The organism is Rhodoferax mekongensis (assembly GCF_032191775.1).
Taxonomy (GTDB): Bacteria; Pseudomonadota; Gammaproteobacteria; order Burkholderiales; family Burkholderiaceae_C; genus Allorhodoferax; species Allorhodoferax mekongensis.
In genome coordinates, this window is sequence record NZ_CP132507.1 from 2,359,316 (window position 1) to 2,384,924 (window position 25,609).

The following is a 25,609-nucleotide window of genomic DNA, read 5'->3' on the forward strand; positions in this document are numbered from 1 at the left end:
GTTTTCCTGAGTAGGCAAGTGGCGGGTGTCGGCGTATTCTGCCGCGCATGAGCACCACTTCCTCGCCTACCGAATCTCTCGATGCCACCAGTGCCGTGCGCTCGCCTGATTTGGAGCCGGCTCCGTATGTGCCACCGCCCTCCGAGGCGCCCCGGAAGACGATTCTCCCGTTGAAGTTGATGGACCCTTTCCGGTGGCTGCGGCGGGGAGCGAGTGACCTAATGGCTCATCCCGGCATTGCACTCTTCTATGGCATTGCGTTCACCACCATGGCGCTGGTTCTCGGCGCCGTGTTCAGAAACAGCCCGGAGTACACCATGACCATTGCCTCCGGTTGTTTATTGGTTGGCCCGTTTTTGGCCATGGGCCTCTATGAGGTCAGCCGCCGTCGCGAGGCAGGCATACCGCCCGCGCTGGGTGCCTCCATCGTTTGTTGGGACCGCCATATTCCCAGCATGGCCATGCTGGTGCTCGTGCTCATCGTGTTGGAGTTGCTGTGGGGCAGGGCATCGCTGGTGGTGTTTGCGGTGTTTTTCAATACCGGCATGCCCTCGACGACTGGCGTGGTGCAAGCGGTGTTCAATCCGCAGAACCTCGAGTTTGTTTTCGCGTATGCCGTGGTCGGCGGTGGATTTGCCGTATTGGTCTTTGCGCTGACCGTCGTGTCCATTCCCATGATTCTGGACAGGGACACCGATGCCATTTCTGCCGCGATCACCAGCATTGAGGTGTTTTTGAAGAACACGGGCGTCATGGTGTTGTGGGGCGCTTTGCTGACCGGCCTGCTCGCGGTCGCCATGGCGTTGCCCTGGCACCTAGGCTTGCTGCTGGTGGGGCCTTGGTTGGGCCATGCGACCTGGCATGCGTACCGCGGCGCTGTGCAGTGGCCCTTGGATGAAAGTCCGGTGAACCCGGTCGAAAACCCGGCCGCGTCGCCGTGAGGGTGCGGCAAGGTGTTACAGTGGCCTCAATTAACGAAAGCACACTTTGGCAACACCCAACTACGGATACGAAAAACGTCAGAAAGAACTGGCCAAACGTAAAAAGAAAGAAGAAAAGCTCAAGCAAAAAGCCGAGCGCAAGACGGGCGACGGCGTGGAGTTGACCCCCAATGAGGCAGCGGAACAAGCGGCCTCGGCGGCGGCTCAAGCGCCTGACGAAGCCCCCCCGGCCTGATCGGCTCAATCCGCCAACCGTCGCTTCACAGCGGCCAAACCTCTTGGGGTACGTCTACCGCAAGAGGTTTTTTATTGCCGGCCACATGGTGTTGAGAATGGTCGGGTGCGCTTCTTCCTTGGGGTGAATGCGGTCCGCCTGAAACAGGGCCGCTGCATTGGGCGCATCGGCGACACCTTTCAACAAAAATGGCACCAAAGCCGCTTTGGTGGATTTGGCTACCGTGGCAAAAGTTTCGCTGAAGCGCTTGGTGTAATCCTGGCCGTAGTTGGGCGGCACTTGCATGCCCGCCAGCAGCACTTTGGCACCACTGGCCTGGGCCGCGCGCGTCATGGCCATCAGGTTGTCTTGCGTCATGCTCAACGGCAGCCCGCGCAGGGCATCGTTACCACCCAGCTCAATCACGACCAAGGTGGGTTTGTGTTGCGCCAACAAAGCAGGCAGACGGGATCTGCCGCCGGAGGTGGTGTCCCCGCTGATGCTGGCGTTGACTACCGTGGCGGCTACTTTGTCGGCTGCCATGCGTTGCTCCATCAGAGCAACCCATCCGGTACCGCGTTTGAGCCCGTACTCCGCGCTCAGCGAATCGCCCAGCACCAGCACTTTGGCAGATGCAGGGGACTCTTTGGCATGCGCTGTGTTTGCCCCTGCAAAAGAGGCCAAAATGAGCAGCGCGATACAGTGTCTACGAACTACAGAGAGCCCCATGAGTGATTCCATTATTTCGGTTGAGCATGTTTTCAAGGCGGTGACAGATTCCACCGGCACGCTGGAGATCCTGCGCGACATTGATTTTGCACTCAATGCCCGTGAGACCGCAGCCATTGTGGGGGCTTCGGGCTCCGGCAAGAGTACCTTGTTGTCCATCATCGCCGGTCTCGATACGCCCACGGGCGGCACCGTGCGCTTGGCCGGGCAGGACCTATTCGCCCTGGACGAAGATGCCCGCGCCGCGCTGCGTGCCCGGCAGGTGGGTTTCGTGTTCCAGAGTTTTCAGTTGCTGGGCAATCTGACTGCACTGGAAAACGTGATGCTGCCCCTGGAACTGGATGGCCGCAAAGACGCCCGTGCTGCCGCCACCGAAATGCTGTCACGCGTGGGCCTGTCCCAGCGCTTGAATTCTTATCCCAAGGTGCTCTCAGGCGGAGAGCAACAGCGCGTCGCGCTGGCGCGCGCCTTTGTGGTCAAACCGGCCGTGTTGTTGGCCGACGAGCCCACCGGCAGCCTGGACTTTGCCACCGGTGAAAAAATCATGGAACTGATGTTCGACCTCAACCGCGAGCAAGGCACTACCCTGGTTCTGGTGACGCATGACCGAAGCATCGCTGCGCGTTGTGACCGCCGTATCCTTATCGAGGCGGGTCGGGTCGTCCCCGAAGCGGTGGCTGCCTGAGGGCCTTTTTGCTATTAAATCAGTAGCTACTCGCGCACATTCCCCGGGCGCCAAGGGCTGATTTTGGCCTAAACGTCCCCTTGGGGGATGTCGATGGTGACAACCGTTCCTTGCTGTGGTGTGCTTTCAATGTGGAGTTGGGCTTTGTGCAGGTCCGCAATCAGTTTGGCGGTGCTCAGGCCCAGGCCGAATCCGGGGTGTTTGCCGGAGCTGTCGGCGCGGTAGAAGCGCTCAAAGATGTGTTGCTGCACTTCATGCGTCATGCCTTGGCCCTGGTCGCTGATGCGGATGCGTACACCACCGGGGTTGTCTACATCTTCATTCAGCGGGCCCACATGGATCGTGACCGGAGTGCCCGCTGGGCTGAAGGCATAGGCGTTGTGCAGTAGCTCCGTCACCGCCATGGTGATCGCCACCGGGTCGACACGGCACCAGGGGATCGGGTCCATATGCTGAACGACAGGCGGCTCCCGGTCCTCGGGTATCTGAATGCCCCGGGCGGCCATGGCGCAAAGGGCCCCCAGGTCGGTGATGCGGGTGCGCTTGATATCCAGCCCGTTCATGTCCAGCTCCGACAGGTCCAACATGCGTTGGAGCAACTGATTCAGTCCCTGGGATTTGCGCAGTATCTGCAGCCCCATCTCCTTGACGCTGTCAGCGTTCAGCGTGCGCGTGGCCAGCAGGTCGGCATAACCATGGATCACCGTCAGTGGGGTGCGGATTTCATGTGCAGCAAATGACATGAACTGCGACTTGGAGCGCTCCAGCTGCATCTCGGGCGTGGTGTCGTGCAGCAGCACGATGGTGCGCAGAGTGGGGTCTTCAAAGGTGTGGACGCGCATGTCGAGGTAGCTGGCCACTGAGTCGGGCTTGACCGGCACCAGGTCGCGGTACACATGGTGTTCTTTGTTGTTGCGCACACTCAACATGCTTTGCGCCACCGACAGCGCCTGCGCCTGCGCCAGCTGGAAATTGCGTCCGATATGGCGGGCCACAGTCAGGTAGCTCTCGCGCTCCTCACCGGGAGGCATTGCGATCAAGTCAAAACTCTTGTCGTTGGAGAGCACCAGCACGCCATCGGCGTCAAAGCCCATGTAGCCTTGGTCCATGGCCTCAAGCACCGACCGCAGTTGTAACGACTGGTGCTGCAGCCGCAAATTGGTGGTTTGCAAGGCCGCATCCGCCTCTTGCAACTGGCGGGTGCGCCGCTCTACCGCGATGGTCAGCAGCTGGGTGGATCCGGTCAGCATCAGACTGGCGGCCAGGGTGAGCCAGGTCAGCAATATGCCGGTCCCCAGCGCAAAGAATGGGGCGCGGCTGAGCTCACCCTGCCAGAAGTCGCCACTGGGCGTGGCTTGCAGGGCGTAGCTGCGGTCGGCAAAACGGATGGTCTGGCTCACAGGTGCCGGGACCGGCAACGAGAGCAGACTGGCGTTATGCAGCAGGCCGCGCATGGGAGGCTTGGCCGCTTGACCATCCTCGAACAAGGCTTGCGTCTCGGCCGGCTCGTTCTGATCTACAAACTGGTAGTGCACTACCTGGCGTCGCGGCGCCTCACCACTGGCCAGACGAAAGTTGGCAAAGCGCAGGCTTTCAACCGCACTGTCCACAATGTCCTCCATGCGCAGCACCGCCACGGCAAAGCCGACTGGGGTGGGTTTTGGGTCCGTGTTTGTCTGGGGCCCAGCTGGTGCCACGGGACTCAGGTACAGCGCGCCCCATGATTTGCCGGTCTCCTGCACCAGTTGGATGCGTGGGGTGATGGCCGGCTCTCCGCTGCGCAAGGCCTGATCGATGGCAGCACGCCGAGCGGGGTTGGCATGAATGTTCAGGCCCAAAGCAGCGCGGTTCTTCTCCAGGGGGGCAATGTGTTCCACCGCGACATAGAAGTCGGCTCTCCGGCTGGGCATCAGGGTGCCGTCAGTTGTACGGTCTACCAAGGCTGCCTGCGGGCCGTATTCGGTACGCAGTCGCTGCTCGAACTGATGGCGCTGCTCGTGGGGTATCAAGGGGTTCCAACTGAGCGCTTGCACATGTGGATGGCTGGCCTGTATCGCAGCAGCCACGTCACTGAATTGCGCGGCAGTCTCTCGAGGCGCATTGCGCAAGTGGCTCTGCAGGATCTGCACCGCCTGATGCGCGCTGCGGAAATCGGCATCCAGACGTTGGGCCAATGCGGTGTTCGAGTCCCGCAAACGGGCCAAGGTCTGTTGTTCGTCCATCCATACGGCGCGTGCGGTGACCCCCAATGTCAGCGCGGCGCCCAGTGCCACCAGTGTGCTCACGCGCCATTTGCGGGGCTCCCGCCATGCGTCATCTTGCAGCCACAGAATGGTCAGGGGCAGGAGGAGGGCGATGCCTGCCCATTCCGGCAGGAGCAGCCCCGCAGCTTGCAGGCCCCAATGTTGCACGGCTGCGGCCTCCTGCATCTGGGACAGAACCAGCAGGTACAAGGCGGCACCGGCACTGGTCGCGAGCAGCCCCGCGCCACAGATCCACAGGCTTTTGCGCAGACGCCGCAGTTTGCTGGGCAGGATTTGCAATGCCAACACGGCGACACGCGCCACTTCAGTTTGCAGCACCAGAGCACATGCCCCCAGGCTGGCAAGTGCCCATTCGCTGGACCCGGAAGTGCCTTCCATCAGCCAGAGGTCCCACACCAGGCGCGCCAACCATAGACCAGGCAAAACCTTGCGCCCGCACATCAGGGCCCCCGCGACCGCAACACCCGAAGCCGCAGTGCCAGCCACCAGCAGCGGGTTGGGCAAGGCAAACAGCAAGTGCACCAGCGTTGCCACCAGCACATAGGCCAACGCGCACACTGCGTTGGCTGCCAATGGCGGCAATGCCATGAGCCACGCCGCAGGCTTGCCTACAGTGAGACCAGCGATGTTGGTAGTGCTCATGGAATTAGAAAAATGAAGCGAATATCACATTAAAACATTTTAAATGATAAAAGTGAATCAAATATGATGGTCGTACTAACAAAAGACCGATATTGCCTCTGTAGCCCCAGACGGCGGTGCAGGCGCCAGGGTCGATAATCCTCCCATGTCCTCCCCCAAAGTTTTATTCGGCTTTCATGCCGTGGGCGTGCGCCTGAAGACCGCCCCCCAATCCATCATCGAGATTTACTACGAGCCCACCCGCCGTGACGCGCGCATGCGCCAGTTTCTCGACAAAGTGGCAGAAAGCGGTGTACGCCTGATCGAAGCCGACGGCATGCGCTTGGCCAAACTTGCCGGTAGCCACGGCCACCAGGGTGTGGCCGCCCGGGTGCAAGAGATCAAGCAGGTCCATTCCTTGGATGAGTTGCTCGAAAACCTGGAAGCCACCAATGCCGAGTTGCCCGTGGCTGAGCGCACCAACCCGCTGATTTTGGTGCTGGACGGCGTGACTGACCCGCACAACCTTGGCGCTTGCTTGCGGGTAGCTGATGGCGCCGGTGCGCATTGCGTGATTGCCCCCAAAGACCACGCGGCCGGCATCAACGCCACCGTGGCCAAAGTGGCCAGCGGTGCGGCCGAAACCGTGCCGTACTTCATGGTGACCAATCTGGCCCGCACGCTCAACGAGCTCAAGGAGCGCAATATCTGGATCATAGGCACCAGCGACCAGGCCACCAGCAACCTGTACCAGGCCGACCTGAAAGGGCCGGTGGCGTTGGTGTTGGGCGCCGAGGGCGATGGCATGCGCCAGCTCACTGCCAAAACCTGCGACCAGCTGGTGAGCATTCCCATGCAGGGCGCGGTGGAAAGCCTGAATGTGTCGGTGGCCAGTGGCGTGTGTTTGTACGAAGCCCTGCGTCAGCGCACAGCTGCCAGCAAGTAAATCAACCCTTCCGGAGAGTTTCATGATTGCTATAACGTCAATAGCTGCCCGCGCAATAGCGACGAGCGCTGCAGCCGTTTTTCTTTTGATGGGTTGTACCCAGGAGCAACAAAACAAGCTCGGCCGTGAAATCCAGAACTGGACTGGCACCAACGGCGTGCTGGAGTTCTATGCCGGCGACAAGCTGGTGCGCCGCTTCATCAAAATCGACAAACTCTCCACCGCCATGGGTACCGATGACGGCAAGCCACGCCCCTACCGCTATGGCTACGGGGTGCTCGACGAGAACTTCAACTTCGTGGCAGATAGTGGCGAAAAGAAGGTGTATTTCGAAATCAGCGATTACGGCTCGAACTACCTCTTCTTCGAGAACCCACGTTAAACCCGGTTGCCATGCAGCCCACCACCACATCACTCAAGCTGGCTGTCGTGGTGAGTGTGCTGTGCCTGTGCGCGTTGGCGGTGTATCTGGCACCGCTGCAACCGAGCGTGGTGGCGCTGCAGCTCACCTTCACCCCCGATGCGTTTGCCCGCGTGCTGCAGGCTTGGGGCCCCGAGGGCGTGCAACGGTTTCGCCACCATTTGCCCATCGATGGGCTTCTGTTATGGAGCTACGGTGCTGCCGGTTATCTGGCCGTGGCGCGCACCCGCTTTTTTGAACCCCTCAAGAGCCTGCTGCCCATGCACGGGCTCGCCTTGCTGTTGCCCGCAGCCGCTGCGTTTGATGCAGCGGAAAACCTGCTGCACTGGGTGCTGACCGGGGCTGGTGCAGGGGGAACACCAGCCAGTGCGGCCTGGTATCTCGCGGCTGGCATCTGTGCATCACTGAAATGGGCGGGGATTGCGGTATTTGCTTTTGCCACGGTGCTTGCGTGGAGGCGGCGTTAGGAGGACTGGGTAGGGCACTAGAGTTGGGCAGGTGTCGACCCAAAGCGGAAGTACGCTGCATCAGGCTCGTCGCTCGAAAGCAGACATTCATGAGTACCTGCTAGTGCCCCTTAGCTTCAGCCGAAAAGAGGCGGAAATGCAATAGTCCAGGCGAGATACCCCGAAGCGAACGCTTGTTTGCAGGAAGATGAATGCCAGTAGCTTTCAAGCTAGACTGATTGTTCTCATATGGAACTAAATCGCCCCTATTTCTCTGGCCCCCTAGCGTTCACGGATTTGCATGCTGGTGGCGTTTTCTTTTGTGTTGTCTATCGCGAGTGCATGCGATTTGAGGCAATGGGACGAGTCACTTGGTGGCGGGAAGTTGTAGACGCCTCGCGCCCCTATTGGGAGGATGTGGGAAAGTTTGAAGCACTGACTATCAATGGAACCTACGGGCGGAACGACCGTGGCTACTTGGTATGCAAGTTTCCGAATATGGAAATGACGGGAGCTGAGTGTGATGACGCAACCAATTTAATCGCATTTTATGTCTGGCACTCATCACAAGGACTTTCTGAAAGTCGAGTGTTTCATTCCCCGAATGTCAAGGCGGTGCTCGACTCTCAACTTCGCGACTCCGTAGATGTGTCACCAAGCGCGGGCTGTTCGCAAGAAGTGGCCACGACTACGGAGCTACTTCGAATTTGCGATGAAGATGGCCGCAGCGACTCTTTCGTTGATTCAATTCGAGACTGCCTGAAGGCTCTCCTGGAAGGCAATGCTGGAGTTGCGGCGAAACACTTTCGCTCAGTGCCTCTCGGTGGAATGGGGCGATTTGATGATTGGCGTCCAGCAAACGCGTCCAACGCTGCACTTTTTGATCAGGCTATTCAAAAGTGGGTAACCGCTATGCGCCTGCATGTTCCCATAGAACAGTGCCCAGCCTGTGGAAAGCTGAAGCACCCAGGACCATGCTTTGAGTATTTTGGCGAATAGGCCTGCTGCATAGAAGCAGACGTTCACCAACGGCCGGTTGTGGCCCTGAGCGGCCACCGCTCCAAAGTCCTCAAATCCACCCCATCCACCCCGCAATCGCACCGGCGCCCAGCATCCACAGCATGTGAAGGCGGGTCTTCCAGACCAATGCGCAGGTCACCAGGCTGACGGCCCACAAACCTAGGTGGTGTTCGTCGCCTTTGTGGTTGGCGGCCAGTATCCAGCCGGTGGCGGCCAACAGCGCAATCACGATGGGGGCCATGCCTTGCTTGAATGCCCGTACCGCGCGCAGCTCGCGATTGCGGTGGCCCCAGCGCGCTGCCATGAAAGTGAGGGTGGTGCTGGGCAGCATGATGCCGGTCATGGTGACCGCCACACCGCCCAGCGCCAAGGCATAGGCTTGCCATGTGGTGGCTGCGGTGCCGGGTGGCACGCCGGCAGCACTCAGCCCGATGTTCCAGCCCAGCAGGGCTACAAACAGGATGTTGGGCCCCGGTGCGGCTTGCGACAAGGCGATGCTGGAGGTGAACTGTTCGTTGTCAATCCACCCATGTTCGACCACCAGATAACGCTGCATGTCCGGCGCGGTGGTGATGGCGCCACCAATCGCCAACAGCGAAAGGGCCGCGAAGTGCAGAAACAGGTCCAGCCACTGGACCGCGGGCAGGGCGTTCATAGGCGCTCCTTGCTGGTGTTGGCAGTAGCTATCCGGCCCAGACAGTGGTAGGCCCAGAGGCAGGCGGGCAGGCCTATCGCCAGCAGCAGCCAAGCCAGCGGCAGGCGCATCAGGGCGACGGCTACAAAGGTGGCTACCACCAGCGCCCAGCAAGTCAGAATGCCCATCGCGTTACTGCGTAGCGCACCCACCAGCCGCAAACCGGCCGCCGCAATCAGGCCGGCAGCGACAGCGCCCATGCCGCGCAGGGCACTTTGTACCTCAGGCACGTCGGCCACGCCGGCGAACAGGGCCGCCAGCAACAACACCACGATGGTCGGAAAACACAGCATGCCGGCCACGCCGGTGAGTGCGCCCCGCCAACCGAAGTAGCGGTCGCCCAGCATGAGCGACAGGTTCACCACATTGGGGCCCGGCAGGATCTGGGCGACGGCCCAGTCTTCGACAAACTCTTCGGCCGTGAGCCATTTGCGCTTGTCCACCAGTTCGCGTTGCACGACCGCCAGCACGCCCCCGAAGCCCTGCAGTGCAAGGATGGAAAAGGCGTAAAAAAGCTCTGTTTTGGACTGCGGGGCCGGGCGGGTGTCTGGAGTGTCGGGCATGGTCTGCGAGGTGATTCCGGCCCGGTGCTGCCGCCCCGCGGGATCAGCTTGCCGGGGCGTTCAACGGGCCTACCGGTGTGAACTGGTGCTTATTGTCGCGCAGCCATTGCGCTGAGCGCTCTGCCGGGTGTTGGCTGGGGTGAAAGTCTTCACGCAGATAGTCGCGTCATAGCGGCCAGTTGCTGCGGATGATGCCCTCGCGGCCGAACAAAAAAGGCCAGGCACTGCGCCAGGTGCTCCAGCGGAACAGTGCCTTGTCGCGCCAGAGGTTGCGCACCGTCTGCCGGGCCACGTCGGTGAAGAAGGTCCAGGTGATGTAGCGGAACAGGCGCACGCGCCACGCATGGTTGCCCCCTATGGCGTGGTACACGTCGAAGGCGGTGCTACGGTGCTCGCTCTCTTCGGCGCTGTGCCAGAGCCACAAGGTGCGCAAGCGGTCTTCGGTGCCCATCATGGCCTCGGGGTGGGCGAGCATCCAGTCGGCAAACAGGGCGGTCAGGTGTTCGGTAGCCGCGGTGGCGCCCACATGCATGCGCACATCGAGATGGGCATGGGCCTTCAGCCGCCGGGCAATCCGGTGCTCCATGGCGTTGTCAAAGCCTTGCCGGGCAAGCTGCTCGTTAAACAGGCTGTGGATGCGACGGTGGGTGGCTTCCTGGCCCACAAAGCCTTGTACCTCGGCGGCAAACGGTTGCTGCGCGTCAGGCGGCAAGGTTTTGAGGCCTGCACGCACCGAGTCCATGAAGTACTGCTCGCCCAGCGGGAAGCTCATGGACAGCGCATTGAAAAATGCGGACTTGAATGCGTCGCCGGAACACCAGCGCACCGCAAATGGAGTCTGCAAGTCGATCAAGAGTTTGCGTACGGTGAGTTGGCTCATGGAGTGTTCCGGATCAGTGTCAGGCCGCAAGGGGCGGGCTTTTCAGCTCGTTGGCGACCCAATTGATCACCTCAGGCGCACTGCACATTTGCACATGCCCCAAGCCTTCGAATACCACGGGTGTCACTCCCGGCAGAGTCTGTGCCCGTTGGGGAAAAACAATGTTGTCTTGCGGGGTGAGTGCGATGCGCATCAGCGCGCGCCGCTCGGGGGGCTCGGATTCCGCCAGGCCTTGGAGCCAGGCGCTGTCCCACAGCATCTGGCGGCCATTGGGCGTGCGGTTCTGTTTGGCGGCTTTGGTGCCGGCATGGGGCGTGCCCAGGGTCAGAATGCGGGCCACGTGTGTGCTGCCACATTGCCGCATCCAGGCCCGGATGGCCAGGCCCCCCATGCTGTGACCGACCAGTGCCACTTGAGATTGCCCGCTGTGTTTCATCAGAGCTTGTACCGATGCTTCGATGTGTTCCGCGTACTGGTCAATGGAGGTGAACAGAGGCTCCAGATTGATCGCCAGCACATCATGTCCCTCGGCACGAAGGCGGGGGGCGATGTCGTCCCACAAGCGGTGGTTGCACACATAACCATGCACCAGCAGCACTGGCACGCGTTTCAACCCATCCGTAGCAGGTAGGACAGCGGGTTGGGGCTCTGCCCACGGCTGGCGCAGTACAAAGGTGCGGAAGTTGGCCACGGTTTCGCCCCACCAGGCACGGTAGAACATGCTTGAGGGCTCCCCCGGGGCACGACTCTTGAGCATGGTGTAGGAGGTGCTGAGCACCACCGCCAGCCACGGCATCAAGAGCGCGCCCAGCATCACATCGCCTGTTGCGCCATGCCAAAGCACGGCCAAACCGGCGCCCGCAAGGGCAAGGGCCAACAAAAAGCGTTGCAGGAGTCTGGCGAGCATGGATCAGTACATGGGTTGAAAGCGCCGTATGGCGGATTTCACATCATCGCTCAAGGCAAAACCGCCTCCGAATTGTGTGGCCAAAGCGGCCGCCCGAGCCTCAAACGTGTCGATGCCCATGCCGTAGATGAACTGCATGGCGCCACCGGTCCACGCCGGGAAGCCGATGCCGAAGATCGAGCCGATGTTGGCATCGTGCACGCTGGTGAGAACGCCCTCGGCCAGGCAGCGCGCTGTTTCTATCGCTTGGCGGTAGAGCAGGCGATCTTTGAGGTCGGTGATGTCCCAAGCGACATCGGACTTTTCGAACAGGCCTTTGAGTTCGGGCCAGAGGAACTTCTTGGCACCTTTCTCAGAGGGGTATTCGTAAAAGCCCGCACCACCGGCGCGACCGGGGCGGTTGTGCTGCTTCACCATTTTCTCGACTACGAGTTCACCGGGTGTGGCGATATAGGTCTTGCCCTCGGCCTCAAAGTCCTTTTGGGTCTGGTCCATCACGTGCAGGCTCAAGGTCAGCGCCGTTTCGTCCAGCACGGCCAATGGGCCCACCGGCATGCCGGCTTGGATGCCTGCGTTCTCAATTGCCGCGGCGGGAATGCCTTCGCCCAGCATGGCTGCACCTTCCATCACAAAGGTGCCGAACACGCGGCTGGTGAAAAAGCCGCGCGAATCGTTCACCACGATGGGAAATTTGCCCAGTGCCTGCACATAGTCAAAAGCGCGGGCCACAGTCTCATCGTCCGTGGCTTTGCCTTTGATGATTTCGACCAGCTTCATCTTGTCGACCGGGCTGAAGAAGTGGATGCCGATGAATTTTTCGGGTTTGGTGCTCGCTTTGGCCAGACCGGTAATCGGCAAGGTGGACGTGTTGGACGCAAAGAAACCACCCGGTGCCAAGAGCGGCTCGGACTCTTGGGTGACCTTGGCTTTGAGTTCGCGGTTCTCAAATACGGCCTCGATGATCAAGTCGCAGCCTTGCAGGTCTGCCACGCTGCCGGTGGGGTGGATCAGGTCGAGGATCTGTTGCTGGGCCTCGGGCTTCATGCGGCCCTTGTCGACACGGCCTTGGGTGATCTTGGCGCTGTAGCTCTTGCCGAGGTCTGCTTTTTCCTGGCTCACGTCCTTGAGCACGGTGGTGATGCCTTTGCTGGCCTGGCTGTAGGCAATGCCCGCGCCCATCATGCCGGCGCCCAACAGGCCTACTTTGGCAGGCTTGAAGCGGGGCACGCCAGCCGGGCGGCTCTGGCCGCTCTTGATGGCGTTCAGGTTGAAGAAGAAGGTGTTGATCATGGCCTTGGCCTGTGAGCCGGACATGAGCTTGGCCAGGTACCGGCTTTCAATGCGCAGCGCGGTGTCGAGGTCCACCTGCAAGCCTTCGACCATGCAGGCGATGATGGCCTCGGGCGCGGGGTACAGGCCCCGGGTGTTTTTCTTGATGACTGCGGGCGCAATCGGCAACATGGCTGCCACCGCGGGGCTGCTGGGCAGGCCGCCCGGCACTTTGTAGCCTTTGGCTTCCCAAGGGTGTTGGGCTGTCGGGTTGGCGGCAACCCATGCCAACGCCTTGGCGCGCATCTCGGCTGTGGCGTCGGGGCCGGGCGCTACCAGCTCGTGCACCAGCCCGAGCCCTTTAGCCTCATAGGGGTTGAAGGTTTTGCCTTCCACCAGATAAGGCTGGGCGCCCATCAGCCCCAGGTGACGCGTCATCTTGGTCACGCCACTGGCACCCGGCAGCAGGCCCAGGGTGACTTCGGGCAGGCCGAACTGGGTTTTTCGGTCGTCCACTGCGATGCGGTAGTGGCCCACCAGCGCAACCTCCCAGCCGCCACCCAAGGCCGTGCCGTTGAGCAGGCTGACCACCGGTTTGCCCAGGGTCTCAATGGTGCGGAAGTTGCGCTTCACCCGCTCGATTTCTTCAAAGATGCGCGGTGCATCCGCCGGGGTCAGTCGCATGGCCGCTTTGAGGTCCGCGCCGGCGAAGAAGGTGCTTTTGGCAGACGCCAGCAGGATGCCGGTGATGCTGTCTTTGTCATGCAGCACCTGGGCGGCCACGGCATCCATGTCCTGCTGCCATTGCAGGCACATGGTGTTGACGGGGGAGTCCGGCTCATCAAAGGTGATGGTGGCGATACCGTGGTCCAGGGAGTAGCGGATGGTTTTCATGGTGTGGGTGAAAATGCTATAAAAGTAGGAGCTGCTTGCGCAATAAAGACGAGCGCTAGAGGCCGAAAAGTCTTTAAAGCCTCTCGACGATGGTGGCAATGCCCATGCCGCCGCCCACACACAGGGTGGCCAGCCCGTAGCGCAATTTGCGGCGGTGCAGCTCGTCAATCAGCGTGCCCAGAATCATGGCGCCCGTAGCCCCCAGCGGGTGGCCCATAGCGATGGCGCCGCCATTCACGTTGACCTTGTCGTGTGGCACCTTCATCTCTTTCATGAAGCGCATCACCACTGCGGCAAAGGCTTCGTTCACCTCAAACAGGTCGATGTCGTCCACACTGAGCCCGGCTTTTGCCAGCGCTTTGCGCGTGGCGGGCATGGGGCCGGTGAGCATGATGGTGGGGTCAGCGCCGCTCAAGGCCGTGGCCACAATGCGGGCGCGCGGGGCCAGGTTGTGGGCCTTGGCAGCGGCTTCATTGCCGATCAGCACCGCCGCTGCGCCATCCACAATGCCCGAAGAGTTGCCGGCGTGGTGCACATGGTGAATGCGCTCCACCTGCGGGTAGCGCGTGAGGGCCACGGCGTCAAAACCCATGCCGCCCATGTCGCCAAAGGCAGGCTTGAGGCCTGCCAAACCTTCGAGCGTGGTGCCAGGTTTGATGAACTCATCGCGCGCCAGAATGGTCTGGCCCAGGCTGTCTTTGACCGGCATGACTGAGCGGGCGAAATAGCCGGCAGCTTGTGCCTTGGTGGCGCGGCGTTGCGATTCCAGAGCATAGGCATCCACATCCGCGCGGGTAAAGCCTTCCAGTGTGGCAATCAGGTCTGCGCCTATGCCTTGGGGTACGAAGCAGGTCTGGCTATTGGTTTCGGGGTCCATGGCCCAGGCACCGCCGTCGGAGCCAATAGGTACGCGGCTCATGCTTTCCACGCCGCCTGCCACCACCAGGTCTTCCCAGCCGGAGCGCACTTTTTGCGCGGCCATGTTCACCGCCTCCAGGCCGGAGGCACAGAAGCGGTTGATCTGCACACCCGCGCACTGGAAGTCCCAGCCGGCTTTCAGGGCAGCCACTTTGGGCAGCACAGCGCCTTGGTCACCCACGGGGGACACCACGCCCATGACTACATCGTCCACCTCCGCGGTATCGAACTGGTGGCGCTGTTGCAGGTCAGTCAGCAGCCCTGCGAGCAGGGTGACGGGTTTGACTTCAAACAGGCTGCCGTCTTTCTTGCCCTTGCCACGGGGCGTGCGGATGGCGTCAAACACATAGGCTTCGGTCATGGGGTCTCCGGTGTTGTCTGGGGAGTGCGGCTGCGCAGGCTGGCGCCTGCAAGCTGTTTTGCAGTATATTGTTTTTACCAAGCAAACGCTTTGTAAAAATAACTAATGACTTTCCCTTAGGAGACACCATGATCGAACGCACCCTGTTCACCCCGGACCACGTATCTTTCCGCGAAAGCTTCCGCCGCTTCATGGAAAAGGAAATCGCGCCCTTCCATGCAGACTGGGAAGAGCAGGGCTATGTCGCTCGCGAGGTGTGGAACAAGGCCGGCGAGAACGGCTTTTTGTGCATGACCATGCCGGAGGAATACGGCGGCTCCGAGGCGGACAAGCTGTACTCGGTGATCCAGATGGAGGAGCTGGCCCGCGGCGGCTTCACCGGTATCGGCTTCGGGCTGCACAGCGAAATCGTCGCGCCTTACATCCTGCACTACGGCACGCCCGAGCAAAAGGCCAGGTACCTGCCCAAGCTGGCCAGCGGCGAGATGGTGGGCGCGATTGCCATGAGCGAGCCGGCGGCCGGCTCGGACCTGCAGGGCATCAAGTCAACGGCCATCCAGCAGCCTGACGGCAGCTACTTGCTCAACGGCAGCAAGACCTTCATCACCAATGGCTGGCATGCCGACCTCGTGGTGGTGGTGGCCAAAACCAACCCGGCGGCCGGCGGCAAAGGTACCAGCCTGCTGCTGGTGGAGCGCGGCATGCCCGGCTTCAGTGTGGGCCAACGCCTCAAGAAAATGGGCATGAAAGCCCAGGACACTTCGGAGCTGTTTTTTGACAATGTGCGGGTACCCGCCGAGAACCTGCTGGGCGGTGCGGCCTATGAAAACAAAGGCTTTATCTGCTTGATGGAGCAGTTGCCTTGGGAGCGCTTGCAGATTGCGATCGGGGCCGTGTCAGCGTCCCAGGCGGCCATCGACTGGACGGTGGATTATGTGAAAGAGCGCAAGGTCTTCGGCCAGCCGGTCGCCAGCTTCCAAAACACCCGCTATGTGCTGGCCGAGCTGCAAACGCAAGTGCAAGTGGCCCGCGTTTTTGTGGACAAGTGCTGCGAGCTGATCGGCAAAGACCAGCTCGACACGGCCACTGCCAGCATGGCCAAGTACTGGACCACCGACCTGCAGTGCAAGGTGATGGACGAATGTGTGCAACTCTTCGGCGGCTATGGCTACATGTGGGAGTACCCCATCACCCGCGCCTACGCCGATGCCCGGGTGCAGCGCATCTACGGCGGCACGAACGAGATCATGAAAGAAGTGATCACCCGGTCCATGGGGCTGGGCGGCAAGTAGGCGGGTGGGCGCCTAAGGCTGCAAAGAGCCGGTGCGTGGCGCCAGACCGAAGTCCGCAGCCAGCTTGCGGTAGTTCTCCACCTGTTGGTCTACCAGTTGGTCCAGCGCCCGGCCGGTAATCCATGCAGGGTTCATTCCGGCTTTGGTGAGCGCTCGCGCCGTGGCCGGTTGGCCGGCGGCCTTGGCCAGGGCGTCGGTCCATTCCTTGAAGTCGCGGTCTGACACGCCGGGGGCCATGTACAGGCCCCGCAGAATGGGCCACACGATGTCAAAGCCCTGTTCTCTGGCAGTGGGCACATGGGCCCAGCGGCCCGCCAGCCGCTTTTCTGAGAGCACGGCCAACACCCTTACCGCAACGCCTTGTTCCACCTGGCGGCCGACCTCTGCCGCATCGCCCGCCAGCACCTGAACATGGTTGTCGCCCAATGCGGACAGTGCTTCGCCGCCGCCTTCAAAAGCGACAAAACGCATCACCTTGTGCCCTACGCCCGCCGCACGGGCGAGGAGGGCGGCTTTCATCCAGTCCTGGCTGCCGATGGAGCCGCCTGCGCCGAAGACGATGCTGCCGGGTTTGTCACGCAAGGCTTCCAGCAGCTGCGGCAGATTTTTGTAAGGCGACTCGCGCGGCACCGCCACCACGCCATAGTCCATCCCCACAGCCGCCAACCAACGCACGCTGCGGGTGTTGTAGGGGCCGAACCGGTTTTGCGCCAAGTTCAGCAAGGAGCCCGAAGAGAACGCAACCACCGTTTTCCCGTCCGGCGGTTGTTGAGTTACCGTGTTTTTAAAGGCCAGCGCGCCTATGCCGCCGGGCTGGTACACCACCGCCAAGGGCGGGCGGCTGTTGTGGGGCTGTGCCAACATGTCTCTTGCGAGTTGGCAGGTGAGGTCGAATCCACCGCCCGCTTTGGCAGGCGCAATACAGCGCCCGCCTTCGGGGCCTGCAAGTGCCGCGGCGCACACCATCATCAGCACGCTGCACAATGATTTGAAAAGCAGTTTCATCGTGGCCACCCTAGCACGACGTGCAGACCGGGGCCGGGCTCCACCGGGCGTATCTGTAGCTGCCCGCCGTGGGCCTCAATCACAGACCGCGCAATGGCCATGCCCAAACCGGAGCCCCTGCTGTGCCGTCCTTTGACAAAGCGTTCCCCCGCGCGCGCCAGTACGTCCGCCGCCATGCCGTTGCCGTCGTCAATGACCTGGATCTCATAGCCTGTCTCTGTGCTGTTGGCCATCAGGGTGACGGTGCCCCTGGCGCGGCCGTGTTCCAGACCGTTGTGCGCCAGGTTGAGCAGGGCCTGGCGCAGGAGGTTGCGGTCTCCCTTTGCCTCCAAGCCCCGTTCCGGTACATCGACACCAAAATCCACCCCCCGTTCGCGTGCCAATGGCATCAGCTCCATAGCCACCTCGCGCACCAGGGCAGACAGGTCAAAGACTTCGCGTTGGGTGAGGCCGGTGTCGCTACGGGCCAGCGCCAGCAGTTGGTTGGTGGCCCGAATGGCGAGCTCCAGCGCCTCAGAGAGCGCATTCAGGGCCAGCGCTTTGGAGGCCGAGTCCTTCTCGCGCAGGATGTAGTCGAGCTGGGCGCGGAGCACGGTCAGTGGTGTGCGCAGCTGGTGCGAGGCATCGTCCACAAAGCCGCGTTGTTCCGCCATCAGCTGTTCAGTGCGGTGCAATTGCTGGTTGATGGCATCGACCAGCGGGCGGATGTCACCGGGTAGATCCTGCACTGGCAGGGGGCGCAAATCGTCCGCACTGCGGTCCGTGGTTTGGCGCGCCAGGCGCGAGAGCGGGCGCAGTGCCAGCGTCAAACCGACGATGACCGCGAGCACCATGGCCGCGAGAAACACGGCGTCCCGCAACAGACTGCGGCGTAGAAAGCTGCGGGTGAATTGCTCCCGTGACGAGGTGCTTTCCGCTACCTGGATGACGACAAATGCGCTTCCCGAGTTCTCCACCGCTTGCGAGAGCGGCCGCATGAAGGCGCCCACGCGGACCGTTTCATCGAAATAGCGGGCGTCATAAAACTGGGGTTGTCCGGCCAGAAGCGGCCGTGGTGGGGCAGGAAGATCGGGGTTGCCGATTTCCACCAGCCCATCGGCAGTGGCGACCCGGAAGTACACGCTGCCCGTGGCTGTGAGCTGGAAAAACTCAAACAGGCGGTAGGGCAGTTCCACCGCCAGCCCGCCCGATGCGGTGGAAATGTTTAGGTCCAGCGCTTTGAGGGCACCCAACAACGAGCGGTCATAGGCGGCATTGGCGGCTGCCACAGATTCACTGCGGGTCATCCACAAGCTCCCCACCGTGACCAGTGCCATCACCGGCAACAGGAGCACGAGCAGGCGGACTTTAAGGCTGGCTTGGGGTATCCGATTCCAGAACATAGCCCAGTCCCCGGTAGGTGTGAATGTGGACGCCGCTGTGCTCCAGACGTTTGCGCAGGCGATGCAGCAGCATGTCGATGGCGCTGGGTAGGACGTCGGATTCGTCACTGAAGATCCGATCCATCACTTGCTGCCTTGAGAGCGGTTCGCCACTGCGCATGATGAGCGCCTTGAGCAGCGCGTGCTCGCGCGGGGAGAGTGCCAGCATGGCCCCGTGCAAGGTAAATTGGCGAGTGACGGTATCGAAGTTGAGAGGGCCGGCTGCAAACCGGGGGTGCTCGCTCCCGCGGGCTCGGCGCACCAAAGCCGTCAGTCGGGCTTCGAGCTCCGCGAGGGCGAAGGGTTTGGGCAGGAAGTCGTCAGCGCCCTGATTCAGGGTGTTGACGCGTTCTGTCAGGGAGTCTCTTGCGGTGAGCACCAGCACCGGCAGGCGGTTGTCCCGGCTGCGAATGCTGCGCAGGATGTCTGTGCCGCTCTTGCCCGGGAGGCCCAGGTCCAGCACCAGTGCGTCGTAATCCGTGTCGCCCAAGGCAAGCTCTACCAAGCGCCCGTCGTTGCGCCAGTCCACCTTGTGGCCGGATTGTTCCAAGGCCTTGCTGAGCCACTCGCCCAAACTGTGTTCGTCTTCGGCCAACAGGATATGCATGGCGCGGATTATGGGTCCGTTCACCCAGCCCAATTGATAGGAACTTGTTAGGTTGGGCCTTGCATCATCCGTAGCGGATATTGAATACCAAGGCACCATAACGAGGAGACCCGATGAACGAAATTTCCATGAATCGCCGCCAATGGCTGGCCACCGGAGCAGCCGCGGCCAGCAGCGTCTGGCTGCCGCCTGCATTTGCTCAGGGCACCTGGCCCAACAAACCTTTGCGGCTGGTAGTGCCGTTTGCACCCGGTGGCAGCTCGGAAATTGTGGCGCGCGCCATCGCGGGCGAGATGGCAAAAACCATTGGCCAGAACGTTTTTGTTGAGAACAAGCCCGGCGCAGCCGGCAACATCGCCATGCAAGAGGTGGCCAACAACAGCGATGAACACTCGTTCATCCTGGGGCACATCGGCACTTTGGCGGTGAATCCGTTCATCTTCCCCAAGCTGCCCTATGACGCTGACCGCGATTTCGCGCCCATTACCTTGATCTCCAAGGTGCCCAGCTTGTACGTGGTGCATCCGGATTTGCCGGTACAGAACATCAAGGAATTTGTAGCCTATGCCAAGGCTCGCCCCGGTCAGTTGAACTACGGATCAGCGGGCAACGGCAGTGCAGGGCATCTGGCGTTTGAGTACCTCAAGATGGTGAGCGGTACCTTCATGTTGCATGTGCCTTACCGTGGTACGGGCCCCATGCTCACCGACTTGATGGCGGGGCGTTTGCAAGCGGCCTCTGTCGGTGCGCCTGCGTTGCTGGCCTTCATCAAGGCGGGCAAGCTGCGCTGCATCGCCACCGGCACTGCCGAGCGCTTGCCGCAGTTGCCTGATGTGCCCACCGTGGCCGAGCAGGGCTACAAGGGCTTTGAGATGACGCAGTGGTACGGTTTGCTGGCACCCAAAAAGTGGTCTAAGCCGAACATCGACAAGCTGGAGTTGGAGGCCATCAAGGCTGCACGAGGATCTGCCGTGAAAGACAAACTGTCGCAAGAGACCGCGCTGGCAGTGGGCAACACCGGCAAAGAGTTTGATGCTTTTATCAAGGCGGAGAAGGTCCGGTGGAAAGCCGTGATCGAGCGGGCCCAGATCAAGCCGGATGGGTTGAGCTGAGTAGGCGCTATGAATTAAGTAGCTGTTCGCGCATATCCCACGGGCGCTAGCAGCTCTTTTTATTTGTTTTTTGAGGGGGCGCGTAGTCCGCTGGCCGCGCCACTATGATCTCCGCATGACGTTTGATGCACTGTTTCTGCTGGCGGGTCTGGCTGCTTTTCTGGTCGGGTCGTCCAAAGGGGGCTTGCCGGCGGTCGGCATGTTGGCGGTGCCTATCCTGTCCATGGCGATGTCGCCAGTCCAAGCGGCAGTGCTGTTACTCCCTATTTTTGTGATCTCTGATGTGGCTGGTGTATGGCTGTACCGGCGCGAATTCAGCCGGCCGAATTTGAAGATTTTGATCCCGGCCGGCATCGTAGGGGTGGGAGTCGGTTGGGCGACGGCGTCCATGGTGTCGGACCGCGCGATCATGCTGATGATTGGCTTGGTAGGCGTGGGGTTCTGTCTCAACCTCTGGTTGCGGGACCAGAACGCAAGCGTTGCGCAGCCACCGCATCTGGCCAAAGGCTGGTTCTGGGGGACTCTGGCGGGATTTACCAGCTTTATTTCCCACGCGGGGGCGCCGCCCTATCAGGTCTACATGTTGCCGCAGAAATTGCCCAAGGCGGCGTTTGCCGGCACGTCCACCATTGTGTTTGCGGTGATCAATGCCGCCAAGATCATTCCGTACCAGAACTTGCGGCCCTACTCAACGGCATCCTTGCATTACGCCGCTTGGCTGGTGCCGTTTGCGCTGGTGGGGGCGGTCGCAGGAGCCTACCTGACACGTCGCTTGGCAGACCAGTGGTTCTACCGCATCGTGCAGGTCAGTTTGTTTGCCGTGTCGATCAAATTGATCGGGGATGCGGTTTTCGTGAGTCCTTGAAGGAGTTATCCATGACAAGCAATACCCCCGAATTCGCGCTCACGCTGGAGCGTCGCCTGGCCGTCCCGCGTGCAGCCGTGTGGCGGTGCTGGACCGAGCCTGCCCTGCTGTGCCAATGGTTTTGCCCCAAGCCTTGGGGGGTAAGCCATGCCGATATGGAGCTCCATGCAGGGGGGCGTTTCTTCACCCATATGGTGGGACCCAACGGCGAGCAAATGCCGAACGCGGGTGTGTTTTTGCAGGTAGAGCCCGGCCGCAAATTGGTGTTTACCGATGCTTTTGTCAGCGCATGGGTGCCCAGCGGCAAGGCCTTCATGGTGGGTGAGATCACGCTGGCAGATGCTCCGGGCGGAGGCACGCACTACCTGGCCCGCGCCCTGCATTGGTCCGAAGCCGATATGCAACAGCACGAGGCCATGGGCTTCCATGAGGGTTGGGCCGCTGCGACCCGGCAACTCGAAGAACTGGCCGCGACGCTATGACGGATTTCCGGTTTGCGATACGGGTGTATTGGGAAGACACCGATGCGGGTGGCGTCGTCTTCTATGCCAACTACCTCAAGTTTTTTGAACGCGCCCGCACCGAGTGGTTGCGGGCTGCCGGTGTAGAGCAGCAGCGCTTGCGCGATGAAACGGGCACCATGTTTGTGGTGACAGAGGTACACACCCGGTATCTGAGTTCTGCGCGTTTGGATGACCTGCTGCACATTACGGTCCGCATCGAAGAGCAGGGTGCTGCCAGCATGGTATTCACCCAACAGGCCTGGCGCGGCGAAACCCTGCTGGCAGAGGGCCGCATCCGTATCGGCTGCGTGCAGGCAGCGACCTTGAAGCCCTGCCGCATTCCCAAACCGGTGCTACAGGCGATTTCCGGCGCCTGAGGTTTACGGCGGGTTTACGAAGCAGCCACTGCGTTTTTACCCGTGGCTTTGAGAATCCTCCTGTAACAAGGAGAAATTTCTAGAATGAAGATCGCTACCCAACGCCCATGGATCACACCTGCAGTGATCGGCAGCTTCACGCTGCTGTCTGTCACGGGCATGTTGATGTTTTTTCACCTCGATTCCGGTTTGAACAAGCTCGCGCACGAGTGGTTGAGTTGGATTTTTGTGATCGTTGTGGTGATGCACATCCTGCTCAACAACATGGCGTTCAAACGTTACTTCAAGACAGTGGCCGGCAAGGCCGTCATCTTTGGATTTGTAGCTGTGCTGGGTTTGAGTTTTCTCCGGTTGGGTGGAGGTGACTCCAAGCCGCCTTTTGTGGCTCCGGTGCAGATGATGGCCGCGGCCCCATTGAGTGCCGTGGCGCAGTTGGCAAAGCTGGACGTGTCCGAGGTCACGGCCCGGCTTGCCGCCAAAGGCATTGCGGCGCAAAACCCTGCTCAGTCAGTCAAAGATTTGGTGGGCTCTGATCTGGGCGCCCAGATGAGGGCCTTGGCTGCTATTGCCGAAGCTCCCGCCAGATAAGCGGCCCCTCGTTCACGTCAGGGCTTGGGTGGGAACTCACTTTGCAGTTGTGCGAGGGTGTTTTCTTTCTCCTGCCACAGCGCGCTGACCCAGGTGGAAAAGGCCGCGCGGAAAGCGGCGTCCTGGCCGTAGTCTTCCTGCATGAGCTCACCCGGAACTTCGATGGAGCGGGCGCGCACTACCACTCGCCGTAATCGGCCGCACAAAAAATCCCAGAAGGTGGGAACTCCGTCGGGGTAGTAGATCGTCACATCCAGAATGCTGTGAAACTTGTCGCCCATGGCTTGCAGCGCCAGGGCCAGGCCACCCGCTTTGGGCTTGAGCAAATGGGGGTAGGGCGATTGCTGTTGGGCGTGTTTGGCCGGTGTAAAGCGGGTTCCCTCCAAAAAGTTCATGACACTGGTCGGAACGAGTGAAAATTTTTCGCAGGCTTTGCGCGTGGTTTCCTGGTCTTTGCCGCGCATCTCCGGGTGCTTCTTCAGATAGGCCTCGCTGTGCCTGCGCATGAAGGGAAACTCCAGTGCCCACCAGGCCAAGCCCATGACCGGCACCCAGATCAGCTGCTGTTTGAGAAAGAATTTCAGCAAGGGAATACGCCGGTTCAGCAGGTGTTGCAAAACAAAAATGTCTACCCAGCTCTGGTGATTGCTGCTCACCATGTACCAGCTGTCGGGCTGGAGTCCCTCAAGACCTTTTGCATCCCACTCTGTGCGTTGCGTCAGCGCCATCCAGCCGCTATTGCAACTGATCCAGCTCTCTGCGATCGAAAGAATCACCGGGTCCAAACGCAGGCGTACCCATGTGAACGGCAACACCAACTTGATTGCTGCCATTACCAGCAGGACGGGCACCCAGAAGAAGATGTTGAGCACCAGCAAGGCGCTGGCAATGACGCCGATCAGGAGAGGGGGGAGGATGTTCAGCATACAGACCTCTAAGGGTTGCGCCTATGACGATTGCTATGAAAAAAGGAGCTTCTCACGCAGATTTGGAGGGCGCAATCGGTGGAATATCTTCAAAAAAGCAGACGTTGTTGCGTCCCCGTTGCTTGGCTGCATACATGGCAGTATCCGCTTTTTTCAGGACCTCCGACGCCTCTGTCGGACTCCCGGCAAACAAGGTGATGCCGATGCTGGGCGTCGTGGAGTGCTGTGCATCGCCCAGAACATAGGGCTCATTCAGGCTGGCCAGAATCTTGTAACCGATCATGGAAGTGTGCAAGCGCGCTGCATCCGGCTCGCTCCCGAGGTTGTGCAGTAGAACCACGAATTCGTCCCCGCCCAGTCGGGCGACGGTGTCCACCTGCCGGATGCAATGTTGAAGGCGTCTGGCTACCTCTTGCAAGAGCTGGTCGCCGATTTCGTGGCCCCGGCTGTCATTCAGCTGCTTGAAGCGGTCCAGGTCCAGAAACATGAGTGCGCCGTGTTCCCGGCTGCGTTGGCTCTGGGCAATGGCGTTTTGCAATCGGTCGGTCAGGAGTCTGCGGTTGGGCAACCCTGTCAACGGGTCATGGAAAGCAAGGTGGCGTATGGCTTCTTCGGCCTCCTTGCGTTCGGTGATGTCACGCGCAATGGCAATGAAGCGCAGTTCCTCGTCACCCACGCGGGGTTTGCGTACTACAGATAGCTCAAACCATTTCTGGTTGCTGCCTACGTCCAGGCAGTACTGCACCCCGTTGGAGCGACCCTCTTCCGTTGCCTGCCGGAGGGCCCGCATGCAGGCGTCTGCGGCATCCCGCGGCAGCACTTCATGAAGGGTGCGGCCTATGAGCTTGTCCGGTGCCAAACGCAAGGCACCTTTGAATTGGCTGTGCACTGCTCTGTAATGCCCCTGGGCACTGAATTCGAACAACAGGTCGGGCAGGGCGTCCAGGGTGGCTTGTAACTCTGCGCGCGTGGCGAGAAGCGATTCCTCGGCTTGTTTGCGCGCAGTGATGTCCATCAAGGTTCCCACCATGCGCAGGGGCGTTCCGTCTTTGCGGGTCTGGACGACCTTGCCACGGCTGCTCAGCCAGATCCAGTTGCCATTGGCATGCAGGGCGCGGTATTCAGCCTGATAGGCGGTGCTCTGCCCACTCAGGTGGCTGTGCAGGGCCTGCGCGACCGGGGCGAGGTCATCGGGGTGTACGAACTGGCTCCATGCGCGTGGCAAGGTGGCATCGTCCGAAGCCCGCCCCAGCATGCTGAAGGCTCTGGCATCCATGCGGTAGCCCGGTTCCATGCTCAGGTCGTGGTCCCAGCGTCCCAGTTCGGCGCCCATGATGGCGAGTTCCAATTGCTCAGTAGTGTCGCGCAGCAGGGCTTCGGCATCCTTTCGGGCCTGTATGTTGCGTGACACCCCCAAAATGCCAATCACCTTTCCCTGGGCGTCTCTCATGGGGGTTTTGTGTACTTCAAACAGCTGTTCATCCGGGTTGATGTGGGAGGCGTTGTTTTCTTCGAAAGTGACCGTGCGCCCCGCCTGCAATGCCCATTGGTCAGACAGCAGGAAGCGCTGTGCAATCGATTCTTCAACCCAATGCGCATCCCTCGTTCCGATGATGTCTTCGACCTGGATGCCCAGCGCTGATGCGAATGCGTCATTGCAGGTCAGGTACACGCCATCGAGGTCTTTGACCCAGATTTGGTCTGGGATGGTCTGCATCACATTGCGCAACATGGCCTCGCTCTTGCGCAGGGCGGAGCGGGCTTTGCGTTCTCGTGTGATGTCTTCGACCGTGCCCTCAACACCCAGCAACTTGCCCACCTTGTCGGTAATCACATGGGCATGTTCTCGCACCCAAATGGGCTTGCCATCACTCAAGCGGAATAGCTCAGATACAAAGTCCTTCACTTTCCCTTGCTGGCGCAATTCGGCTTCAAAGTCCTTGCGCCGTTGCGGCTGGACATACGTGTTGAAACCACTCTCTTTGTACAGCCTGTGGAGCTGCGCAAAATCCTGGCATCGGTGCAGCCGAAGAAACGCCGCATTGACCTGTAACAGTTGGCCGTCCAAGGCCACGCGGTAGGCCCCGATAGGCAAGTGCTCGAACAGGGTCGAGGTATCGCGCTCGGGGCTCACCATGGC

Annotated in this window: 26 protein-coding genes; 13 read left to right on the forward strand and 13 right to left on the reverse strand. The window is 60.8% G+C overall.

Annotated elements, in window-relative coordinates; translation table 11 throughout:
- Positions 1 to 47: 47 nt before the first annotated feature.
- Both RAN89_RS11335 and RAN89_RS11340 read left to right on the forward strand, forming a co-directional pair.
- Positions 48 to 941 carry a DUF2189 domain-containing protein gene (locus RAN89_RS11335; protein ID WP_313866407.1) on the forward strand — a complete coding sequence of 298 codons (894 nt, stop codon included), beginning with the start codon at positions 48 to 50 and terminating at the stop codon, positions 939 to 941.
- 46 nt (positions 942 to 987) lie between these two features.
- Entirely contained in the window at positions 988 to 1,176 is a 189-nt protein-coding gene (locus RAN89_RS11340; RefSeq protein ID WP_313866408.1) for a hypothetical protein, read from the forward strand.
- A gap of 54 nt (positions 1,177 to 1,230) precedes the next feature.
- Here RAN89_RS11340 and RAN89_RS11345 read toward each other — a convergent pair whose 3' ends face one another.
- Positions 1,231 to 1,884 carry an arylesterase gene (locus RAN89_RS11345; protein WP_428984444.1) on the reverse strand — a complete coding sequence of 218 codons (654 nt, stop codon included), beginning with the start codon at positions 1,882 to 1,884 and terminating at the stop codon, positions 1,231 to 1,233.
- Between RAN89_RS11345 and RAN89_RS11350 the strand changes: the two genes are divergently transcribed.
- Entirely contained in the window at positions 1,883 to 2,569 is a 687-nt protein-coding gene (locus tag RAN89_RS11350; protein ID WP_313866410.1) for an ABC transporter ATP-binding protein, read from the forward strand. The two genes, RAN89_RS11345 and RAN89_RS11350, sit on opposite strands and share 2 nt — an antisense overlap.
- A gap of 68 nt (positions 2,570 to 2,637) precedes the next feature.
- On the opposite strand, the gene RAN89_RS11355 is transcribed toward RAN89_RS11350, so the two are convergent.
- Positions 2,638 to 5,475 (reverse strand): CHASE domain-containing sensor histidine kinase, encoded by a 2,838-nt coding sequence (locus tag RAN89_RS11355; protein ID WP_313866411.1) that lies wholly within the window; start codon positions 5,473 to 5,475, stop codon positions 2,638 to 2,640.
- A gap of 145 nt (positions 5,476 to 5,620) precedes the next feature.
- On the opposite strand from RAN89_RS11355, the gene rlmB reads away from it, so the two are divergent.
- From rlmB to RAN89_RS11375, 4 genes are all read left to right on the forward strand, one after another.
- Positions 5,621 to 6,400, forward strand: a complete 780-nt coding sequence (gene rlmB / locus RAN89_RS11360; RefSeq protein ID WP_313866412.1) for a 23S rRNA (guanosine(2251)-2'-O)-methyltransferase RlmB — start codon at positions 5,621 to 5,623, stop codon at positions 6,398 to 6,400.
- A 22-nt stretch (positions 6,401 to 6,422) separates the two neighbouring features.
- The gene (locus tag RAN89_RS11365) at positions 6,423 to 6,782 is read left to right on the forward strand and encodes a hypothetical protein (RefSeq protein ID WP_428984445.1); all 360 of its coding nucleotides are present in this window, start codon (positions 6,423 to 6,425) and stop codon (positions 6,780 to 6,782) included.
- 11 nt (positions 6,783 to 6,793) lie between these two features.
- Positions 6,794 to 7,288 carry a hypothetical protein gene (locus RAN89_RS11370; RefSeq protein ID WP_313866413.1) on the forward strand — a complete coding sequence of 165 codons (495 nt, stop codon included), beginning with the start codon at positions 6,794 to 6,796 and terminating at the stop codon, positions 7,286 to 7,288.
- Between the two features lie 228 nt (positions 7,289 to 7,516).
- A complete protein-coding gene (locus RAN89_RS11375; RefSeq protein ID WP_313866414.1) occupies positions 7,517 to 8,266 on the forward strand; it encodes a hypothetical protein in 750 nt (249 codons plus the stop codon).
- A 70-nt stretch (positions 8,267 to 8,336) separates the two neighbouring features.
- Here RAN89_RS11375 and RAN89_RS11380 read toward each other — a convergent pair whose 3' ends face one another.
- From RAN89_RS11380 to RAN89_RS11405, 6 genes are all read right to left on the reverse strand, one after another.
- Positions 8,337 to 8,942 carry a chromate transporter gene (locus tag RAN89_RS11380; protein ID WP_313866415.1) on the reverse strand — a complete coding sequence of 202 codons (606 nt, stop codon included), beginning with the start codon at positions 8,940 to 8,942 and terminating at the stop codon, positions 8,337 to 8,339.
- Positions 8,939 to 9,544: a chromate transporter gene (locus RAN89_RS11385; RefSeq protein ID WP_313866416.1), complete on the reverse strand. Its 606-nt coding sequence runs from the start codon at positions 9,542 to 9,544 to the stop codon at positions 8,939 to 8,941. Before RAN89_RS11385 ends, RAN89_RS11380 begins: the two co-directional genes overlap by 4 nt.
- 166 nt (positions 9,545 to 9,710) lie before the next feature.
- Positions 9,711 to 10,424 (reverse strand): metal-dependent hydrolase, encoded by a 714-nt coding sequence (locus RAN89_RS11390; RefSeq protein WP_313866417.1) that lies wholly within the window; start codon positions 10,422 to 10,424, stop codon positions 9,711 to 9,713.
- A 19-nt stretch (positions 10,425 to 10,443) separates the two neighbouring features.
- Positions 10,444 to 11,331, reverse strand: a complete 888-nt coding sequence (locus RAN89_RS11395) for a lipase family alpha/beta hydrolase (RefSeq protein ID WP_313866418.1) — start codon at positions 11,329 to 11,331, stop codon at positions 10,444 to 10,446.
- 3 nt (positions 11,332 to 11,334) lie between these two features.
- Complete coding sequence (locus RAN89_RS11400; protein ID WP_313866419.1) at positions 11,335 to 13,494, reverse strand: 3-hydroxyacyl-CoA dehydrogenase NAD-binding domain-containing protein; 2,160 nt, start codon at positions 13,492 to 13,494, stop codon at positions 11,335 to 11,337.
- 73 nt (positions 13,495 to 13,567) lie between these two features.
- Entirely contained in the window at positions 13,568 to 14,773 is a 1,206-nt protein-coding gene (locus RAN89_RS11405) for an acetyl-CoA C-acetyltransferase (protein ID WP_313866420.1), read from the reverse strand.
- A gap of 128 nt (positions 14,774 to 14,901) precedes the next feature.
- Here RAN89_RS11405 and RAN89_RS11410 point away from each other — a divergent pair, with 128 nt between their 5' ends.
- Positions 14,902 to 16,065 (forward strand): acyl-CoA dehydrogenase family protein, encoded by a 1,164-nt coding sequence (locus RAN89_RS11410; protein ID WP_313866421.1) that lies wholly within the window; start codon positions 14,902 to 14,904, stop codon positions 16,063 to 16,065.
- 12 nt (positions 16,066 to 16,077) lie between these two features.
- On the opposite strand, the gene RAN89_RS11415 is transcribed toward RAN89_RS11410, so the two are convergent.
- Genes RAN89_RS11415 through RAN89_RS11425 form a run of 3 tightly spaced genes read right to left on the reverse strand, consistent with a single transcriptional unit; the run spans position 16,078 to position 19,098 of the window.
- On the reverse strand, positions 16,078 to 17,070 hold the full coding sequence (locus RAN89_RS11415) for a tripartite tricarboxylate transporter substrate binding protein (protein ID WP_313866422.1): 993 nt from the start codon (positions 17,068 to 17,070) through the stop codon (positions 16,078 to 16,080).
- Positions 17,067 to 18,452, reverse strand: a complete 1,386-nt coding sequence (locus tag RAN89_RS11420) for a sensor histidine kinase (RefSeq protein ID WP_313866423.1) — start codon at positions 18,450 to 18,452, stop codon at positions 17,067 to 17,069. Before RAN89_RS11420 ends, RAN89_RS11415 begins: the two co-directional genes overlap by 4 nt.
- A complete protein-coding gene (locus RAN89_RS11425; RefSeq protein ID WP_313866424.1) occupies positions 18,418 to 19,098 on the reverse strand; it encodes a response regulator in 681 nt (226 codons plus the stop codon). Before RAN89_RS11425 ends, RAN89_RS11420 begins: the two co-directional genes overlap by 35 nt.
- Before the next feature lie 113 nt (positions 19,099 to 19,211).
- Between RAN89_RS11425 and RAN89_RS11430 the strand changes: the two genes are divergently transcribed.
- The 5 genes from RAN89_RS11430 to RAN89_RS11450 all read left to right on the forward strand — a co-directional run bounded on the left by RAN89_RS11430 (position 19,212) and on the right by RAN89_RS11450 (position 22,543).
- Entirely contained in the window at positions 19,212 to 20,210 is a 999-nt protein-coding gene (locus tag RAN89_RS11430) for a Bug family tripartite tricarboxylate transporter substrate binding protein (protein ID WP_313866425.1), read from the forward strand.
- A 115-nt stretch (positions 20,211 to 20,325) separates the two neighbouring features.
- Positions 20,326 to 21,075 carry a sulfite exporter TauE/SafE family protein gene (locus RAN89_RS11435; RefSeq protein WP_313866426.1) on the forward strand — a complete coding sequence of 250 codons (750 nt, stop codon included), beginning with the start codon at positions 20,326 to 20,328 and terminating at the stop codon, positions 21,073 to 21,075.
- Positions 21,076 to 21,086: 11 nt separating this feature from the next.
- Positions 21,087 to 21,557 carry an SRPBCC family protein gene (locus RAN89_RS11440; RefSeq protein WP_313866427.1) on the forward strand — a complete coding sequence of 157 codons (471 nt, stop codon included), beginning with the start codon at positions 21,087 to 21,089 and terminating at the stop codon, positions 21,555 to 21,557.
- The gene (gene ybgC / locus RAN89_RS11445; RefSeq protein WP_313866428.1) at positions 21,554 to 21,955 is read left to right on the forward strand and encodes a tol-pal system-associated acyl-CoA thioesterase; all 402 of its coding nucleotides are present in this window, start codon (positions 21,554 to 21,556) and stop codon (positions 21,953 to 21,955) included. Before RAN89_RS11440 ends, ybgC begins: the two co-directional genes overlap by 4 nt.
- An 84-nt stretch (positions 21,956 to 22,039) precedes the next feature.
- Positions 22,040 to 22,543, forward strand: a complete 504-nt coding sequence (locus RAN89_RS11450; RefSeq protein WP_313866429.1) for a DUF4405 domain-containing protein — start codon at positions 22,040 to 22,042, stop codon at positions 22,541 to 22,543.
- 17 nt (positions 22,544 to 22,560) lie between these two features.
- Here the strand turns inward: RAN89_RS11450 and yihG are convergent, their stop codons facing one another.
- Positions 22,561 to 23,469 carry a 1-acylglycerol-3-phosphate O-acyltransferase, YihG family gene (gene yihG / locus RAN89_RS11455; RefSeq protein WP_313866430.1) on the reverse strand — a complete coding sequence of 303 codons (909 nt, stop codon included), beginning with the start codon at positions 23,467 to 23,469 and terminating at the stop codon, positions 22,561 to 22,563.
- 52 nt (positions 23,470 to 23,521) lie between these two features.
- On the reverse strand, positions 23,522 to 25,606 hold the full coding sequence (locus tag RAN89_RS11460) for a diguanylate cyclase domain-containing protein (RefSeq protein ID WP_313866431.1): 2,085 nt from the start codon (positions 25,604 to 25,606) through the stop codon (positions 23,522 to 23,524).
- Positions 25,607 to 25,609: the final 3 nt, after the last annotated feature.

Coding starts and splice junctions, on each gene's coding strand:
- RAN89_RS11335 (WP_313866407.1), top strand. CDS start 48: ATGAGCACCACTTCCTCGCCTACCGAATCTCTCGATGCCACCAGTGCC.
- RAN89_RS11430 (WP_313866425.1), top strand. CDS start 19,212: ATGAACGAAATTTCCATGAATCGCCGCCAATGGCTGGCCACCGGAGCA.
- RAN89_RS11355 (WP_313866411.1), bottom strand. CDS start 5,475: ATGAGCACTACCAACATCGCTGGTCTCACTGTAGGCAAGCCTGCGGCG.
- RAN89_RS11440 (WP_313866427.1), top strand. CDS start 21,087: ATGACAAGCAATACCCCCGAATTCGCGCTCACGCTGGAGCGTCGCCTG.
- RAN89_RS11390 (WP_313866417.1), bottom strand. CDS start 10,424: ATGAGCCAACTCACCGTACGCAAACTCTTGATCGACTTGCAGACTCCA.
- RAN89_RS11405 (WP_313866420.1), bottom strand. CDS start 14,773: ATGACCGAAGCCTATGTGTTTGACGCCATCCGCACGCCCCGTGGCAAG.
- RAN89_RS11400 (WP_313866419.1), bottom strand. CDS start 13,494: ATGAAAACCATCCGCTACTCCCTGGACCACGGTATCGCCACCATCACC.
- RAN89_RS11425 (WP_313866424.1), bottom strand. CDS start 19,098: ATGCATATCCTGTTGGCCGAAGACGAACACAGTTTGGGCGAGTGGCTC.
- RAN89_RS11375 (WP_313866414.1), top strand. CDS start 7,517: ATGGAACTAAATCGCCCCTATTTCTCTGGCCCCCTAGCGTTCACGGAT.
- RAN89_RS11415 (WP_313866422.1), bottom strand. CDS start 17,070: ATGAAACTGCTTTTCAAATCATTGTGCAGCGTGCTGATGATGGTGTGC.
- RAN89_RS11435 (WP_313866426.1), top strand. CDS start 20,326: ATGACGTTTGATGCACTGTTTCTGCTGGCGGGTCTGGCTGCTTTTCTG.
- RAN89_RS11380 (WP_313866415.1), bottom strand. CDS start 8,942: ATGAACGCCCTGCCCGCGGTCCAGTGGCTGGACCTGTTTCTGCACTTC.
- RAN89_RS11350 (WP_313866410.1), top strand. CDS start 1,883: ATGAGTGATTCCATTATTTCGGTTGAGCATGTTTTCAAGGCGGTGACA.
- ybgC (WP_313866428.1), top strand. CDS start 21,554: ATGACGGATTTCCGGTTTGCGATACGGGTGTATTGGGAAGACACCGAT.
- RAN89_RS11450 (WP_313866429.1), top strand. CDS start 22,040: ATGAAGATCGCTACCCAACGCCCATGGATCACACCTGCAGTGATCGGC.
- RAN89_RS11345 (WP_428984444.1), bottom strand. CDS start 1,884: ATGGGGCTCTCTGTAGTTCGTAGACACTGTATCGCGCTGCTCATTTTG.
- yihG (WP_313866430.1), bottom strand. CDS start 23,469: ATGCTGAACATCCTCCCCCCTCTCCTGATCGGCGTCATTGCCAGCGCC.
- RAN89_RS11365 (WP_428984445.1), top strand. CDS start 6,423: ATGATTGCTATAACGTCAATAGCTGCCCGCGCAATAGCGACGAGCGCT.
- RAN89_RS11410 (WP_313866421.1), top strand. CDS start 14,902: ATGATCGAACGCACCCTGTTCACCCCGGACCACGTATCTTTCCGCGAA.
- RAN89_RS11370 (WP_313866413.1), top strand. CDS start 6,794: ATGCAGCCCACCACCACATCACTCAAGCTGGCTGTCGTGGTGAGTGTG.
- RAN89_RS11385 (WP_313866416.1), bottom strand. CDS start 9,544: ATGCCCGACACTCCAGACACCCGCCCGGCCCCGCAGTCCAAAACAGAG.
- RAN89_RS11420 (WP_313866423.1), bottom strand. CDS start 18,452: ATGTTCTGGAATCGGATACCCCAAGCCAGCCTTAAAGTCCGCCTGCTC.
- RAN89_RS11395 (WP_313866418.1), bottom strand. CDS start 11,331: ATGCTCGCCAGACTCCTGCAACGCTTTTTGTTGGCCCTTGCCCTTGCG.
- RAN89_RS11460 (WP_313866431.1), bottom strand. CDS start 25,606: ATGGTGAGCCCCGAGCGCGATACCTCGACCCTGTTCGAGCACTTGCCT.
- rlmB (WP_313866412.1), top strand. CDS start 5,621: ATGTCCTCCCCCAAAGTTTTATTCGGCTTTCATGCCGTGGGCGTGCGC.